The organism is Streptomyces sp. WAC07094 (genome assembly GCF_036320405.1).
Lineage (GTDB): Bacteria > Actinomycetota > Actinomycetes > Streptomycetales > Streptomycetaceae > Streptomyces > Streptomyces lannensis.
The window spans coordinates 4772575-4785493 of record NZ_JAVMJZ010000001.1 but is presented as its reverse complement, the minus strand read 5'-3'; the positions used below and the strand labels follow the sequence as shown (position 1 = coordinate 4785493).

General features: G+C 64.6%; 17 protein-coding genes and 2 pseudogenes. 11 read left to right on the top strand and 8 right to left on the bottom strand.

Going from position 1 to position 12919, the window contains the following annotated elements; all coding sequences use genetic code 11:
• Positions 1-2: 2 nt before the first annotated feature.
• Entirely contained in the window at positions 3-356 is a 354-nt protein-coding gene (locus tag RCR19_RS21195) for a hypothetical protein (RefSeq protein ID WP_331266559.1), read from the bottom strand.
• A 139-nt stretch (positions 357-495) separates the two neighbouring features.
• Complete coding sequence (locus tag RCR19_RS21190) at positions 496-1275, bottom strand: GntR family transcriptional regulator (protein WP_329512330.1); 780 nt, start codon at positions 1273-1275, stop codon at positions 496-498.
• Positions 1276-1293: 18 nt separating this feature from the next.
• Between RCR19_RS21190 and RCR19_RS21185 the strand changes: the two genes are divergently transcribed.
• Positions 1294-1761, top strand: coding sequence for an NUDIX domain-containing protein (locus RCR19_RS21185; protein WP_331266558.1), 468 nt, complete (start codon positions 1294-1296; stop codon positions 1759-1761).
• Entirely contained in the window at positions 1758-1991 is a 234-nt protein-coding gene (locus tag RCR19_RS21180; protein WP_331266557.1) for an e9imm peptide, read from the top strand. Before RCR19_RS21185 ends, RCR19_RS21180 begins: the two co-directional genes overlap by 4 nt.
• Positions 1992-2561: 570 nt before the next feature.
• Here RCR19_RS21180 and RCR19_RS21175 read toward each other — a convergent pair.
• Entirely contained in the window at positions 2562-2999 is a 438-nt protein-coding gene (locus RCR19_RS21175) for a hypothetical protein (protein ID WP_331266556.1), read from the bottom strand.
• A gap of 288 nt (positions 3000-3287) precedes the next feature.
• Here RCR19_RS21175 and RCR19_RS21170 point away from each other — a divergent pair, with 288 nt between their 5' ends.
• Both RCR19_RS21170 and RCR19_RS21165 read left to right on the top strand, forming a co-directional pair.
• On the top strand, positions 3288-3716 hold the full coding sequence (locus tag RCR19_RS21170) for a hypothetical protein (protein ID WP_331266555.1): 429 nt from the start codon (positions 3288-3290) through the stop codon (positions 3714-3716).
• Positions 3713-3901, top strand: a complete 189-nt coding sequence (locus RCR19_RS21165) for a hypothetical protein (protein WP_266670116.1) — start codon at positions 3713-3715, stop codon at positions 3899-3901. The genes RCR19_RS21170 and RCR19_RS21165 overlap by 4 nt, the downstream gene beginning before the upstream one ends.
• Positions 3902-4547: 646 nt before the next feature.
• Here the strand turns inward: RCR19_RS21165 and RCR19_RS21160 are convergent.
• Complete coding sequence (locus RCR19_RS21160; protein WP_331266554.1) at positions 4548-4814, bottom strand: hypothetical protein; 267 nt, start codon at positions 4812-4814, stop codon at positions 4548-4550.
• A gap of 270 nt (positions 4815-5084) precedes the next feature.
• Here RCR19_RS21160 and RCR19_RS21155 point away from each other — a divergent pair, with 270 nt between their 5' ends.
• Positions 5085-5408 (top strand): CPCC family cysteine-rich protein, encoded by a 324-nt coding sequence (locus RCR19_RS21155; RefSeq protein WP_331266553.1) that lies wholly within the window; start codon positions 5085-5087, stop codon positions 5406-5408.
• 245 nt (positions 5409-5653) lie between these two features.
• Here the strand turns inward: RCR19_RS21155 and RCR19_RS21150 are convergent, their stop codons facing one another.
• Both RCR19_RS21150 and RCR19_RS21145 read right to left on the bottom strand, forming a co-directional pair.
• On the bottom strand, positions 5654-6232 hold the full coding sequence (locus RCR19_RS21150; protein WP_331266552.1) for a hypothetical protein: 579 nt from the start codon (positions 6230-6232) through the stop codon (positions 5654-5656).
• A gap of 115 nt (positions 6233-6347) precedes the next feature.
• Positions 6348-7616: a TerD family protein gene (locus tag RCR19_RS21145; protein ID WP_331266551.1), complete on the bottom strand. Its 1269-nt coding sequence runs from the start codon at positions 7614-7616 to the stop codon at positions 6348-6350.
• Between the two features lie 412 nt (positions 7617-8028).
• Here RCR19_RS21145 and RCR19_RS21140 point away from each other — a divergent pair, with 412 nt between their 5' ends.
• The 3 genes from RCR19_RS21140 to RCR19_RS21130 all read left to right on the top strand — a co-directional run bounded on the left by RCR19_RS21140 (position 8029) and on the right by RCR19_RS21130 (position 9577).
• Positions 8029-8220 (top strand): HGGxSTG domain-containing protein, encoded by a 192-nt coding sequence (locus RCR19_RS21140; RefSeq protein WP_331266550.1) that lies wholly within the window; start codon positions 8029-8031, stop codon positions 8218-8220.
• A gap of 273 nt (positions 8221-8493) precedes the next feature.
• Positions 8494-8805 (top strand): hypothetical protein, encoded by a 312-nt coding sequence (locus tag RCR19_RS21135; protein ID WP_331266549.1) that lies wholly within the window; start codon positions 8494-8496, stop codon positions 8803-8805.
• A gap of 136 nt (positions 8806-8941) precedes the next feature.
• Positions 8942-9577, top strand: a complete 636-nt coding sequence (locus tag RCR19_RS21130) for a DUF4360 domain-containing protein (RefSeq protein ID WP_331266548.1) — start codon at positions 8942-8944, stop codon at positions 9575-9577.
• A gap of 828 nt (positions 9578-10405) precedes the next feature.
• Here RCR19_RS21130 and RCR19_RS21125 read toward each other — a convergent pair.
• The gene (locus tag RCR19_RS21125; RefSeq protein WP_331266547.1) at positions 10406-10702 is read right to left on the bottom strand and encodes a hypothetical protein; all 297 of its coding nucleotides are present in this window, start codon (positions 10700-10702) and stop codon (positions 10406-10408) included.
• Between the two features lie 231 nt (positions 10703-10933).
• Between RCR19_RS21125 and RCR19_RS21120 the strand changes: the two genes are divergently transcribed.
• From RCR19_RS21120 to RCR19_RS21110, 3 genes and pseudogenes are all read left to right on the top strand, one after another.
• Positions 10934-11284: a DUF2750 domain-containing protein gene (locus tag RCR19_RS21120; RefSeq protein WP_331266546.1), complete on the top strand. Its 351-nt coding sequence runs from the start codon at positions 10934-10936 to the stop codon at positions 11282-11284.
• Positions 11285-11446: 162 nt separating this feature from the next.
• Positions 11447-11539, top strand: a pseudogene (locus RCR19_RS21115) (IS5/IS1182 family transposase); the annotation flags it as partial.
• A 269-nt stretch (positions 11540-11808) separates the two neighbouring features.
• The gene (locus RCR19_RS21110) at positions 11809-12459 is read left to right on the top strand and encodes a tetratricopeptide repeat protein (RefSeq protein ID WP_331266545.1); all 651 of its coding nucleotides are present in this window, start codon (positions 11809-11811) and stop codon (positions 12457-12459) included.
• A gap of 269 nt (positions 12460-12728) precedes the next feature.
• Here RCR19_RS21110 and RCR19_RS21105 read toward each other — a convergent pair.
• Positions 12729-12886, bottom strand: a pseudogene (locus tag RCR19_RS21105) (site-specific integrase); the annotation flags it as partial.
• Positions 12887-12919: the final 33 nt, after the last annotated feature.

Genomic DNA, 12919 nt, shown 5'->3' with positions numbered 1-12919 from the left:
GATCAGGCCGCCTTCGCCGTACCGGTGGCGGCGAGGGAGGTGACGGCGACCGCTCGGAACGCGATGCCGTGCCGCTTCTGGCCGTTGAAGTCGTTCTCCCACGGCCGGGCAATCAGGCCCGTGAGTGCGACCGGGGTGCCCATGGCCAGCTCACCGGAGATACCGGGCTCGGGGACGGTGACGGACAGGATCTCGACCTCGTCGTTCGCCGCGAACATCACGTCCACGGTCATCAGCTTCGCCCCGGTTTCGGCATCGGTGGCGATCTCACCGGTCCGGCGGTCCTTGACCTTCGGCTGCGGAGTCTTCGCGACCATCACGGTTGCGGCGGAGGTGTCGACAGGAATCTGACGCACAGCAGGTCACTCCTCTATAGATGCTGAACTCCGTCACTCATGTACATGAGTGACATGGAGAAGAGTGCCTGACTCCTATACATGAGTCAACCCGCCGCGAAGAAGAACTCGCGACGGGCTGCAGAGAGTTGAGGCTGCGTCAGTCGGCGGCAGGGATCCGGTACTCGAAGATGAACTGGTCAGCGGCCATGAGCGTGTCACAGACCTCCACCACTCGACCCTCGGTCGTACGCGCTTCGCGGATCAGGTGGACCACCGGCGCACCGGGGCTCAGCGCCAGCTCCGAGGCCTCCGCCTTGGAAGCCGTCCGCGCCTGCAGTGTCTCGACGAACTCGGCGAACTCGTGCCCATGGTCTTCGAGTCGGGCGTAAATGCCACCGCCGCCGGGGTTCTCGGCGAACAGCTCGGGGATGTCCTTGACGACATCCCACGGGAGATAGGACGTCGCGGTCTCGACGGGGGTGCCGTTCCGGAAGTAGAGGCGGCGTCGGGCGAGCACCTGAGTGCCGGCGGAGACGCCCAGTCGCTCGGCGGCATCCTCGGGGGCCTCCATGGGGCCGATGTAGAGGACGCTCACCTTGGCCGTGGCGCCGGACTGCGCGGACTCCGCGAGGTAGGCGGCCTTGCCGCCCTGGCGGTGCGAGCGCCGGAAGCGGTCGGAGGAGCGGTGCCGTACCGGCGGGCGATCCTTCACGATCGAGCCCTTGCCGTGCCGCGTCTCGACCAGCCCGCTCGCGCGCACCTCCACCATGGCCTTGCGAATGGTGCCGCCCGAGACGCCGTAGCGGTCCACCAGCTCCGACTCACTCGGCACCATCTCACCGGGCTTGAGGACACCGGCCCGGATCTGCTGCACGATCTCCTCGGCGATCTGCACGTACCGAGGTACGGCCCTCTCACCTCCTACCGCTGTTCCCATAGTCCTTCTCTTCCTCCTATGCTCCTGTACATGAGTAACAGTGCCCGGGAAGGCCAGTCAACGCCGCTGCACTCCGTGTCCGTGGCCGGAGTAGTGGTGCGCGAGGACGGACGCCTCCTGGCGATCCGCCGAGCCGACAACGGCACTTGGGAGCTCCCCGGCGGCGTACTCGAATTGAACGAGACCCCAGAGGCCGGCGTCGCCCGCGAGGTCCTGGAAGAGACCGGCATCCACGTCGAGGTCGACGAACTCACCGGGGTCTACAAGAACACGACCCGCGGCATCGTCGCCCTGGTCTTCCGCTGCAAGCCCTCAGGCGGCACCGAGCGCACCTCCACCGAGTCCACCGCCGTCGAATGGCTCACGCCCGACGAGGTCAGCGAACGCATGGCCGAAGTCTTCGCAGTCCGCCTTCTGGACGCCTTGGACGGCCACGGCCCGCACGTGCGAAGCCATGATGGCAAGCACCTGGCACCGACCCAATGACCATCGAACGCGCCCAGAAAATGAGCCGCGACCAGGCGATAGCCCTCGTGCAGCGCCTCCTGAACGGAGACACAGCCAACGAGGCAGAGGACTTCGACATCCTCGAAGCCCTAGAGCGCGGACTGGGCTGTCCGCACATCTCGGACTACATCTTCTGGGACTACGACCCCGCGTTCACCGCCGAGAAAGTCGTCGACCGCGCCATGGCATACAAGCCCATCGCGCTTTAACCGATCTCTGCCACTCCAGGCCTATCGGTACCTACCCTGCCGCCAACGCAGCGGTCGAGACAGCTCGCGGCACCACGGTCCGCGCCGTCCTGATGGCCCCTCCAGCGGGCAACGAGCAACGCTCACAAGGCAGCGAGTGGATCCGCAACGTCAGGCATCAACCGAGACAAGACAAGCGGCATACCATCCCAGCGGGATAGAACTTTCCCTACTCCATCAAGTGCCCGCGCGAGCGCGGGCTGGCCCTTGGGCTTTGGCCCCTCTGCGCCTTCGGCGCCGGGGCCAAGCCCTGGGCCGCAGCGAGTGCGGGCCCGAGTCGAGAACGGTAAACACGCTGATGGGCCGGTCGGCTCCGAGACTTTAGGCAGCCACCATGGGGCGAGCCTCGAAGATCATGGCCCCAACGTCGTGCTTTACGGGCAGGTCCACAGACTGCCCGACTCGCCGGAAGCTTAAGGGGCCATGATCACTCGCCCCATGGCAGCTCCAGCCCAAAGTCTCGGAGCCAACCTCTCAGCGTCGTCGACCGCGGACCGTCGTGCCGACCATGGGCCCGCTGGCCTTCGTGAATCAGTGCCCGTAGATGTGGCCGCGTACTAGCGGGTCGTGTTCCAAGATGAAGTCGGACACCTTCCAGAACTCTGACAACCTCGGGTGCTGGAGAGCAGCCTCACGATCGAGCTTGGTGCCGAACAGGGGACCGTCGGGGTGCGCGAGACCGGCAGTCACCAGGGTCGAAGCTGGCGTGTTCTGCCCAGCCACGGGACCGACGCGGCAGGCGAACGAAACGTGATCGCCCCACTGTTCAGCTCCAGCGCCCCAGGTCCCGAAGATCACGTCTATCCACGCATCGTGATCCTTGTCCTTGTGGTGGTAGCAGTTCGCGAAGTACACGGCGTACGCGGCACCGTCAGCGTGGATGAAGTTCCACGCCCGTTCGATCGGAGCTTGGCAGCAGTCACACTGGAACTCGCGGGTCTGCCGGTCCGGGCCAAAGGTCAGTGACATGCCAGCCATCATGCGGCACGATCGATCGCCCCCGAGCAGGAGCCCCGACGCCGTGCCCCTCTCGTGCCCGTTCGGTCGGGAACCAGCGGGGAGTCACGGTTACCAGCGGACAATGCCCACGAGAACGGCTCCTGACCGTTTTACCTGGTCAGGAGCCATTCACCTGCGGTGGGTGTGGGATTTGAACCCACGGTGACTCGCGCCACGACGGTTTTCAAGCCTTCTCCCGGCGCTTGAGCTGTGCTTTGGTCTCTTCCTGCACGATCTCGCTACAGGCAGTATGGCTATGTGAGCCAGGACCAGGGGACGGACCAATTGACGGCAGCGCTTCGTGACTCGGATTCGGAATCGTGGTCTCGAAGAGCCGCGGCCGGCCGACAGCTTGCGGCGTGGGCCGAGCGGGAAGAGTTCGGCCCAATCCTTGAGCGGCTCCTATTGGACGCCCACGACACCGCAGTTACGCAGGAGACGGCGCAGGCCTTGCTCGAACGGAGGGACCTGGTCGGTCTGCGCGCGGTGCTGGCGGCGCTGTCGCGGGCCGAGGAGTGGTCGACCGCCGACCAGCTCGACGGCGAGGTGTTCGGCTACCAGAGTTGGATGATCGCCGACGACCGGACGGGCGAGTTCGTGGACCAGCTTGTGAGACTCGCCGCCGACCAGGACAAGGGAGTCCGTGACGAAGCCCTGCGGCTGTCACGGCCTGGGGAGCAGTCATGAGTAAGCGTCGGTACGTAGCCAGAGGCGTACCGGGCGGCTACCGGATCTGGGACAACCGAGGGCGCCGATGGTGGGGCGATCTCTACGAGCTGTGTCCCGATCTTCTACTGGTCGAACTAAACGGCGCGGCCGACAGCGAAAAGATCACGGCTCTGCTCAAGCAGTACCGAGCCCAGAAGCGGTAGCGGCAGCGCCGGGGCCGTCTCCGAGAAAAGCCGCTTTTCAAGACTGCGTACGGCGGCTGACACCAACAGGCACGAACAGCAGCGGTCGGCGCCGGACCTCAGTGGACGATCGACTGTGGCCCAGGCCCGGTTGACCGACATCGACGGCCCCCTGTGATCGACCTGATAAGGATGAGGCCCGAACGTAAACGGTTCTTGGTTGGGCCTCATCCCCGTTCCCCGGCACGGCGGAAGTCAGATCTGGGCACCGAACGCTGCACCAAGCCGTAAGATCACGTCGGAGCTGTGCTCAGCTCGGCGCTGCCGAGTCTCGCACTGTCCCTCTCCGCAGCCGTCATCTGCAAGGTTCTGGCATCGAAGTTGAACAACAACGACCAGACCGTGGAGACGAACGACAAGGAGAACCGTATGGCTGATGAACCTAAGTCGAGCAGGATGAAGCAGTGGGCGAGCGCCCTTTGTGACGTACTGGGAGACCTTGCAGTCGGCTTCGCGGGCGGGGCAGTGTCGAGCTGAGCACAGCTCCTCTTGCTGTACAGCAGCGAAGTACAGCAACCTCAGCAACCAGCCGTGATCGGCAGCCTCTTTCCAGGACCGCACGGCAGCTTCTATGACCCTCGTTGACCTATCTCTCTAGAGCTACGGATCAGAAGGGCCGGGAGATCCCGTGGGCTTCGAGTGCTTCGCTGTAGCGCATGAGCTTAGCGCCCAGATCGGCGTGGAGGAGGTTCGCCACGCGTTGGGCCTCCCCCACGTCGCCGGCGGCGCATAGCTCGACGAGTTCGGCCACGTCCGCCTGGAGGGTGCTGAGGGTGTCTCCCTGGATCAGGACTCCGGGGAAGTTGCGTCCCGGAAGGCGCACCACAGCGTCGTTGCCGCCATCGGTGAACAGCTCAGCCTCTACTCGTTCCATCGGAGCCCCCGTCTCAGTTTCCGTCTCTTTCAGCGCCGTTCACGAGGGTTCAGGGCGGAACCGTAGCCAGTACCGGCTGTGTCGCTGACCCGGCGCGAACGCAGGTGAACAGCGTCGTACACAGCCCTCTGCGGCATCAACAGACTTGGAAAGCGTGCACCCCATCCACCATTGGCTTGGCCGACAACCGGTGTGCCGCAGGCTCTGTCGATCGGGCCACCGCTGAAACGACGTGGTCCCGTGCGATAGCGGTAGTCAAGGATTGCAGCCATGACCTTGATCAATGTTCAGGGAGCAGCCGCGGCCGGACCCTATCGCTGTCCTTGCTGCGGCTTCATCACCTTGGCCGCGCGTGGAGCGTACGAGATCTGCCATGTCTGCTTCTGGGAGGACGACGGCCAGGACGAGCACGACGCGGACGAGATCCGGGGTGGTGCGAACGGCGGGCTCAGCCTCCGAGAGGCCCGCCGGAACTTCCAGGAGGTCGGTGCTTGCGACATGCGCTTCACACGGTCCGTGCGTGCCCCGCTGCCCCACGAGCATCCCGAGAGCGGCGCACCCTACGGGACAGGGATCATCCGCGCCCGACCCTGAGCCCCGACCACTCGCCAGTCGCCGCCGCTCCACAAGCGCACCAGATCAGGCGGGGAACAGCGGGGAATCACGGTGAAAGCGACCCGGCCCGAGAGGCCGTGATCTGAACTTTCGCCCAGGTCAGTGGCCGAACCAACCGCAAGTGCTCTCAGCTTCCCAAGCTGAGGGCTCGGGAATCGTCACACCGGTCCAGACGTTGCGGCTTGCTCTGATCGACGGTGTTTGGCGTTCCATTTCACACGCGTTCACGTTGCTGGCGTTTGCTCCCAAGGGGGCGTCCAACCTACCTCCCGACAAAGGTCAGCTAGCGGCATATCTACTTTGGCGAGTTGGTCGTGACTATACAGATCACTGATACGCATACCCAGGAAATGCTTGGCGTCGATCATAGTATCCGGATACCCCATATCGCGGCGCGCAGCAAGAACGAACTCGGCATAGAACTTCATCAAGATAACAGGAGGTGTTCCAGTCACATACGTCGCTTGCATGAAATTATGGAAAGCTCTGACCGCTTGATCCGAGCCGAAAATTGTGACCCAGGCCGAGAATTCAGAAATTAGACTCTTAAACTCATCCTCCGACATCACGCGCTGGTTGAGGATGTCTTTGAGGAGGTTGATCATGGGCTTGTATACGTCATACTTCTTCTCCGATATTCTCGCTTCTAGATCCCTAAGGTGCTGTGCGTCAATTTCAGACTTTTTCGCCCTCCTTGCCGAACGGGCAGAAATAACGGCGGCCACGACGGACGCTATAGCCGGAATGGCCGCAACTATAAGTGAAATTCGCCAATCCAAGCTTTTTCCTTGCGCTATGACCATCAGCCTACTGTGACTCAATTTCACCCTCTCGTTCCGCTTTATACTATGGAGAGTCTCGTATGTCGCTCCTCGAATAAGCCAGAAACCAGAAGGGTGCTCCCGGCGTTGTCGCCAACTATCGTGTTTTGAACTCAACCTTTCCGGTGCTCATCCGGAAGTTCCCGTTCGAGTACAGCATGGGGCGGGCCTCAACGTGATTGCCGCTGTACTTCTCCACATGTCGGATCTGGGCGCCACCGGGGACGGTGAAGTCGATCAATGCAATCGCGACCCAGTACGACAAGTTGCGGTTGTTGAACAGTGGCACCGTCACGGTCGAGCCCCGTCCGTCGGTGATGACTGCCCGGGCGCCGTAGGACTTGAACGAACCGGTCCCGTTCTCCACCGCGCTGTAGGCACACAGAAGCACGTAACCCTGGAGGTCGGGGCGATGGATGGTGATGGTCTCGCGGCCCGGCACCCGGGAGTCGCCATCCAGGGCGATGTAGGGCGGCGCGAAAGGCGTTCCGAGCTGTCGGTAGTAGACGACCTGATCTGACTTGTTCGGGCGCTTGCCAGGTGGGGTGACAAGGCTTCCAGGGACATAGAGGGCGTACAGGTCGAGGTCAGCGCCAGCTTGTCTTCGGGCTGCGCTCCCGCCGTTCCATTCGAGTGTGGCCGTCACGACGAGGCTTGGATCGTCCTTACGCATATTAATGGTCGCCTGGCCAGCCTTGGTGAGGGCGACTTTGCCCAACGGGACGAGAGGGCGCGTCGGTGGCGTCAGCGGCACTGGTGCACCCCCCGGTGAGACGTTCGGTGCATAGGTGGGGCGTGGCGGCACAGTAGGCGTGTGCCGGGTTCGTGCGCCCGTCGCCGCCGCAGATGGAGATTGCGCCGGGAGCGGCCCGGGGTCATCTACAACGATGCCGAAGTCCGAGGCCAGGCCGGCCAGCCCTGTGTCCCACCCTTGGCCTACTGCCCTTGCCTTCCAAACGCCTGCGCGTCTGTAGAGTTCAACCAGGATGACCACTGTCTCTCGATGCATGAGCGGCGGCGGCGCAAACGTGATCCGGGCGCTCCCACACTCGATGACCGCGTGAGGAGTGTTGCTCTCGTCGAAGTGCGTAGCCCGCAGCTCTGGGTCAATGCTGGCGACGACCGCAACACGGTCGACTGTCGCAGGGACCGTGACCAGATCCGCAACGATCGTCTGCCCGTTCAGTACGACCCCGTCCTGAGACGAGTGGTTGTAGAAGACCAGATCCTCATCACTCCGCACCTTGCCGTCCTGCCCGAGCAGAACAGCAGAAACGTCGATGCCTGTACTGAGCGAGGTGAGGGTGACGCGGCAGACCGCTGCGGGCAAAACAGCGTTGCCGCCTTTGGCAAGGGTAGTAGTCATGGGCGCCCTCTCACGGTAGTGCCTACATCGTGGTACCCCCAGCCCGTACGTGTAGGAAAAACAGTGATTTCCTGCGGTGAGGCACCCCCAAAGGTGATCATCCTCCTGCTGTGGCAAGGTGCGCCGTTAGTCCTGCCGCCCGTCTCAGTTTCCGTCTCATTCAGCCCCGTTCACGGCCGTTCAGACGAGACCGGAGCCGGGTGCGCCCCACCGGGGGTCCGCCCATGAACGCAAGTGAACGCCCCTGCACGCGGCCCAGCGAGGCACCAACAGACTTGGAAAGCGTGCGCCCCCGAGCAACCTCCTTGGGACGCCGTGCACCGCTGCGCGGAGCAGTGCGCCTTCCACAGAGGACATGTGCCCGGCAATCCTGCACGAGTCCGCACGACGGTCGAGACCGGGGGTGGGAGACGTGGCTCGTACGCAGTCCAGGTGTGGAGCGCTCACGGAGAAGGGCACTCGGTGCCGGCGGCTGGCGATGGTCGGTGCGTCGCGATGCAACCTGCACCGTGGCGAGTGGTCGTCGTACACCATCGAGAAGCGCAAGGAAGCCGAACGCAAGGCGAAGACACGCAAGCGTCGCAAGTGGCCCCAGCCGGTGTGAGGTGACATCCATGGCTGACATCAACGACAGCGGACAGCGGCGGCACGGTGCGGTCTGACATGGCCACGGTCGCCCCGCGCAGCGCGGGTGGACAGGCAGTCAGATCGAACTCCTAAAGCGGGTGTCGCAGGTTCGAATCCTGCCGGGGGCACACGATGAAGGGCCAGTTCAGAGGCTTGATTCCCTCGAACTGGCCCTTTCGCATGATCGCGGGCGTGCCGCTCAGGTGCCACAAGGTCCGCTGTTGGAGGAGCTACCGACGGTGATCGCACTGTGAACAACCTGATCATCCGCATCCCCGCGGCAGTGCAGCCGGCCGATCTGGTGGAGCCACTGTCTGCGATCGGAGAGGTCGGCCTTCATCCGGGCGCGGTGACCGTCGCCAGAGGTGTGGGCGGTGTCTCGCTGTGGCTGGACGAGGACCGCGAGCTGGACCGCGAGTTCACGGCCCGCCAGGCCCTGGGCGTCCTCAAGGACAAAGGCGTCGCCGAAGTAGGCCATGAGTCGATCAGCGCCGTCGAACTGTTTACTGACCGACCATCACGACTCACAACTATCCCGTGGGTGAACGAGGTCTCCCCCTGAAGGCTGTTTGAGTGACTGGAGCGTCACCTTCCGTACGCGCACACGCAACATGTGGTGCGATGCCCACGTGAAATCCGGGGGCGGGGCTCGGAAAGCGACCCCCGCCCTGGATCCGTGGACGACTGAAGGGAAGCCCATGGTGCTCCGCGCGCTGGCCGCGACTGGTGTAGCCACATCATTGTTCGGCCCGGCGGCCTTCGGCGGCCACCCGCCCCAGCCCCCCGCCCCGATCACCATCGACAGCGTGACAGCCAACGGTACCGGCTGCCCGCCGGGGACGGCCGCCGTGGCCATCAGCCCTGACCAAACCACCTTCACCGTCACCTACAGCAACTACCAGGCCCAAGTGGGAGGCGGCTCGGCGCCGAGCGCCCGCCAGAAGAATTGCCGGCTCAACCTGCTCCTGCATGTCCCCGGTCGCCGCTCCACCTACGCAATCGTGACCGCCACCTACAGGGGCTTCGCGTCACTGGCGCCGGGCGCCTCAGGGACCGAGCGCGCCGGCTACCACTTCCAGGGAGATGCCCACACCACCACCTTCACTCATCACTTCCCAGGCGGCTTCAACAACAACTGGCAGACGACCGACACCGTGCACATCGGCGCCCGGAACCGCGGCCGTTGCGGAGAGGACCGCACCCTCACCATCAACACTGAACTGCAGGTCGATCCCGGCACCTCCAGCCCGAGCGCCACCAGCTTCATGGCCATGGACTCGACGGACGGCAGCATCCAAACCGTGTACCACCTGGCCTGGAAGAAGTGCCAGTGATCTCCTGGCGCTGCGATCTGCGGGTGCGTCCAGGCCAACGGCTCCCGTAATCGGTGGTAGTGCTCATCAGCATGCGGACAAACCCGCCGCGCACGCGGCACCCCGCTCGGGCCGTCTCTGGGCCGTCCGAGGGTGGCCGACGACGACAGATGACGACAGTCGACAACAGCACCGCCCCTGCTCAGAGGCGACGCACAGCGCACTTGCGCAGGTACCCATCAGCGAAGGATGAGTTGAGGAACGTCAAAAGCTCCCCGCGCCATATCCGTGCCAGATCCAGCGGGGAGCCACGGGGAACGGCGGGGCCAGCAGGTGTTTGATACCCCTCTCCGCCCACGTGGCTGTTTTGCAGGTCAGAGCCGCAGTCGCCTCACCTCGCTCCTGAAGCGGGGTGTCGCAGGTTCGAATCCTGCCGGAGCACAGCCGAAAGGCCCCGGACCGATCACGGTCCGGGGCCTTTGACATCCAGTTTTGGCATCAACGAGGTCGGCCACGGGCGACCGGGACGCCTCTGCAGCAGCCGGTCCATGTGGCTCATGGCCTTGCGCCGGGTGTCCTGAACGACGTGGGTGTACACGTCCATGGTGATGCTGATCTGAGAGCGTGCTCGCTCACTGTCGTCGCGCCGAGCCCCAGCACATGTGCCACCCCTTGCGACTCCGACCAGAGACGCCGGGTCGCCGGGCGGAATCGAACAGGCGCTTGCTGACGACCGCGATGCACCACGACGAGCGGCCGTAGCCGCTCCACCATGTCTACCTGGGATGCCGCGAGGACAGCGTGCCACCTGTGGCCACCTGCACCGAGCGGTTGGAGCCTGCGTTTGGATCAGGCCGTGGGAGATCGGCGAGCGCGGAGCCAGTGGACACCCTTCACGGAGTAGACGACCGCCATGAGCGCGAAGCCGGCGACGGTGAGCCAGAACCAGGATTCCGCCACTGCAAGACTCAGCACCGGGCCGCCGAAGAGCAGCAGGGAGCCGACGGCGTCCACCAGGTCGAGGCGCGCCTTGAAACGCACCGACGAGTCGGATCCGCGCAGTCGGCGGACGACGGGAACGAGGCCGAGAGCCTGCATGACCGCCAGACCAAGAGCGATCCAGACGAACCAGCCAGGTATGTCCACGGCGCGCACAGTATCGCGGCCCCAGGACTCGCTGATGGAGACAGCACGAACCGTGCCCGAACAGGGGGACCATGAGCAGGAGGCTCTACGAGTTGTGTCCTGACGATCTCGTGGCCGAGCTCAACGGCCAGGCGGGCAGCGCACGGATGGTGATCGCGGCCGTGGCTTTCCCGTGCCACAAAGTCCACTAAGAACTCCTGCCGAAATGAGTGTTGGGGAACGGTAGGCTCGGTGGCCGTGAGTCAGAGCGGTTCGCAAGCGGGGGCATTCCTCCGAGACGTCCGCCTGAGCAAGGTGGTCTGGCTTGTCCGGGATGACGACGGAAGCCCGACTCACCTCTCCGCGGATGGCACGCGAAGTCTCCCCTTCTGGTCGACCTCGCCCCGCGCCCAGAGGGCAGCGAAGATCTGGGGGCATGGACTTCGTGTTGAGGCCATGCCATTGAACACCTGGTGCGATCGCGTACTGCTCGATGCCGCCCGGGATGGACTCGTGATCGGCATCAATTGGACCGGGCCGCGCCTGGTCGGTTGGAGTCTCACCCCCAAGGAAGTTCTCAACCGGCTAGCGGCGGCCGACTAACCCACTGCATCGCTCACCGGCGCGCGCAGTCCCCGCCAGCAGATGCGTGCGCATCCGAGGGTGAGGAAGGCTTCGTGGATGTCGTCGCGGATCTCCCAGCGGATCCGCAGTCGGCGGAACCAGTGCAGGTGGGCGAACGCGCGCTCAAAAAACCATTGTTGCTTGAAGCCGTGGGAGGTCTGCGACGAGCTGTCGGCGGTGGCCGAGCCTCTGCTGCCGAACATCGAGCGCCGGACGCGCTGTCCCGGCCGCCGGCTCCCCTGAGTCTGCCCATTCCCAGCGCCCGTCCACCGGCTGGTACTGCGGCCGCGAGACCTCGTCCGAGCCGTAACCCAGTTCCGTCCTTGCGTAACACCAGCTACAGAGCCACCGCTCCTTCACTGACAAGTCCCATGCCATCCGTGGTTCCGCTACCGGCACTGCGTGGTGAGAGCTGGGGCGCGTGGTGGGCTGAGGAAGGTGGCGCTGCGCGCACGGTCGTGATTCCTCCCCATGCCGGTGAGCAGCGACCGTACGATCACCACATGACCGGGGATACGCGAATTGAGCAGGCACATCTCCTTTACGAGCGCGCCGTGTTCGGTGGCGACAGCGATGTACTCGCCACTGCTGATCTGGGACTCGATGCGGTCGAGGCAGACGTCGCCCTGGCCCGTGGCCGCCTGGAACATGCCCGTTTCCTGGACAATCAGGTCGAGAATGCGCTCGAACTCGAACTCTTCAAGCGGGCCGCAGAACTGTATGAGCGGCTCGGCGACGTACGGGGCGAAGGCGAGGCACTCTTCTGGGTCGGCACCTTCCACCAGGTGGTCCGCGACGACACCGAGACGGCCTTGCCCGCCTACATACGGGCTCGCGAACTCGCCACCCGAGCCGATGACCGGCTGACCCTGTCCTACGTCCTTCGACACCTCGGCTTCGCCGAGCACATGGCCGGACGCCTGGACGCGGCGAGAGAACACCTCGAGGAGTCCACCCGTCTGCGCCGGGAGCTGGGATTCCTGCCGGGAGTTGCGGCAAATGCGATCACACTCGCCCAGTTTGCCGCTGAGCAGCATCAGCGGGACGAAGCGACGGCACTTCTCGAGGAGGCTGCCGAGATGGCTGAAGCCACGGAATCGCACGGTGTCCTGCGCTGGGTGGCGGCGGCCCGCGAGAGGCTCGAACTTCCGTAACAGCGACGTTCGGCAACGTGCTTGTCGGACTGGGTCCGACGGCTTTCACCGGCGGTTGACACCGGCAAGCGCGAACGGCAGCGATCGGTGCCTGATCCCAGTGGCTGACCGGCCGAGGCGCAGGCCCGGTCGGCCGTCGCCGACGGTCCTCCGTGATCGACCTGGTAAGTTCCTGAAGCGGGTGTCGCAGGCTCGAACCCTGCCGGGGCACCAGCCAAAAGACCCCGGGCCGATCGTGGTCCGGGGCCTTTGGCGGCAGTCACCACTCGGGCGGTGGGCGGACCTCGCCTGAGCAGCCGGTCCATGCGGCTGATCGCTTCGCGCCGGGTGTCGTGCACGACGTGCGTGTACACAGCCATCGTGACGCTGATCTGACTGTGCCCAGGATTTCCATCATGACCCGCGGCACGGCACCGACAGCCGTCAGGCGTGGTCCCGATAGGCAAGCGGGGCCGAAGAC

What these genes read in the sequence shown, in the direction of transcription:
- RCR19_RS21190 (WP_329512330.1), bottom strand. Translation starts at nt 1,275, where the DNA reads ATGGGAACAGCGGTAGGAGGTGAGAGGGCCGTACCTCGGTACGTGCAG.
- RCR19_RS21185 (WP_331266558.1), top strand. Translation starts at nt 1,294, where the DNA reads ATGCTCCTGTACATGAGTAACAGTGCCCGGGAAGGCCAGTCAACGCCG.
- RCR19_RS21180 (WP_331266557.1), top strand. Translation starts at nt 1,758, where the DNA reads ATGACCATCGAACGCGCCCAGAAAATGAGCCGCGACCAGGCGATAGCC.
- RCR19_RS21175 (WP_331266556.1), bottom strand. Translation starts at nt 2,999, where the DNA reads ATGTCACTGACCTTTGGCCCGGACCGGCAGACCCGCGAGTTCCAGTGT.
- RCR19_RS21165 (WP_266670116.1), top strand. Translation starts at nt 3,713, where the DNA reads ATGAGTAAGCGTCGGTACGTAGCCAGAGGCGTACCGGGCGGCTACCGG.
- RCR19_RS21160 (WP_331266554.1), bottom strand. Translation starts at nt 4,814, where the DNA reads ATGGAACGAGTAGAGGCTGAGCTGTTCACCGATGGCGGCAACGACGCT.
- RCR19_RS21155 (WP_331266553.1), top strand. Translation starts at nt 5,085, where the DNA reads ATGACCTTGATCAATGTTCAGGGAGCAGCCGCGGCCGGACCCTATCGC.
- RCR19_RS21150 (WP_331266552.1), bottom strand. Translation starts at nt 6,232, where the DNA reads ATGGTCATAGCGCAAGGAAAAAGCTTGGATTGGCGAATTTCACTTATA.
- RCR19_RS21145 (WP_331266551.1), bottom strand. Translation starts at nt 7,616, where the DNA reads ATGACTACTACCCTTGCCAAAGGCGGCAACGCTGTTTTGCCCGCAGCG.
- RCR19_RS21130 (WP_331266548.1), top strand. Translation starts at nt 8,942, where the DNA reads ATGGTGCTCCGCGCGCTGGCCGCGACTGGTGTAGCCACATCATTGTTC.
- RCR19_RS21110 (WP_331266545.1), top strand. Translation starts at nt 11,809, where the DNA reads ATGACCGGGGATACGCGAATTGAGCAGGCACATCTCCTTTACGAGCGC.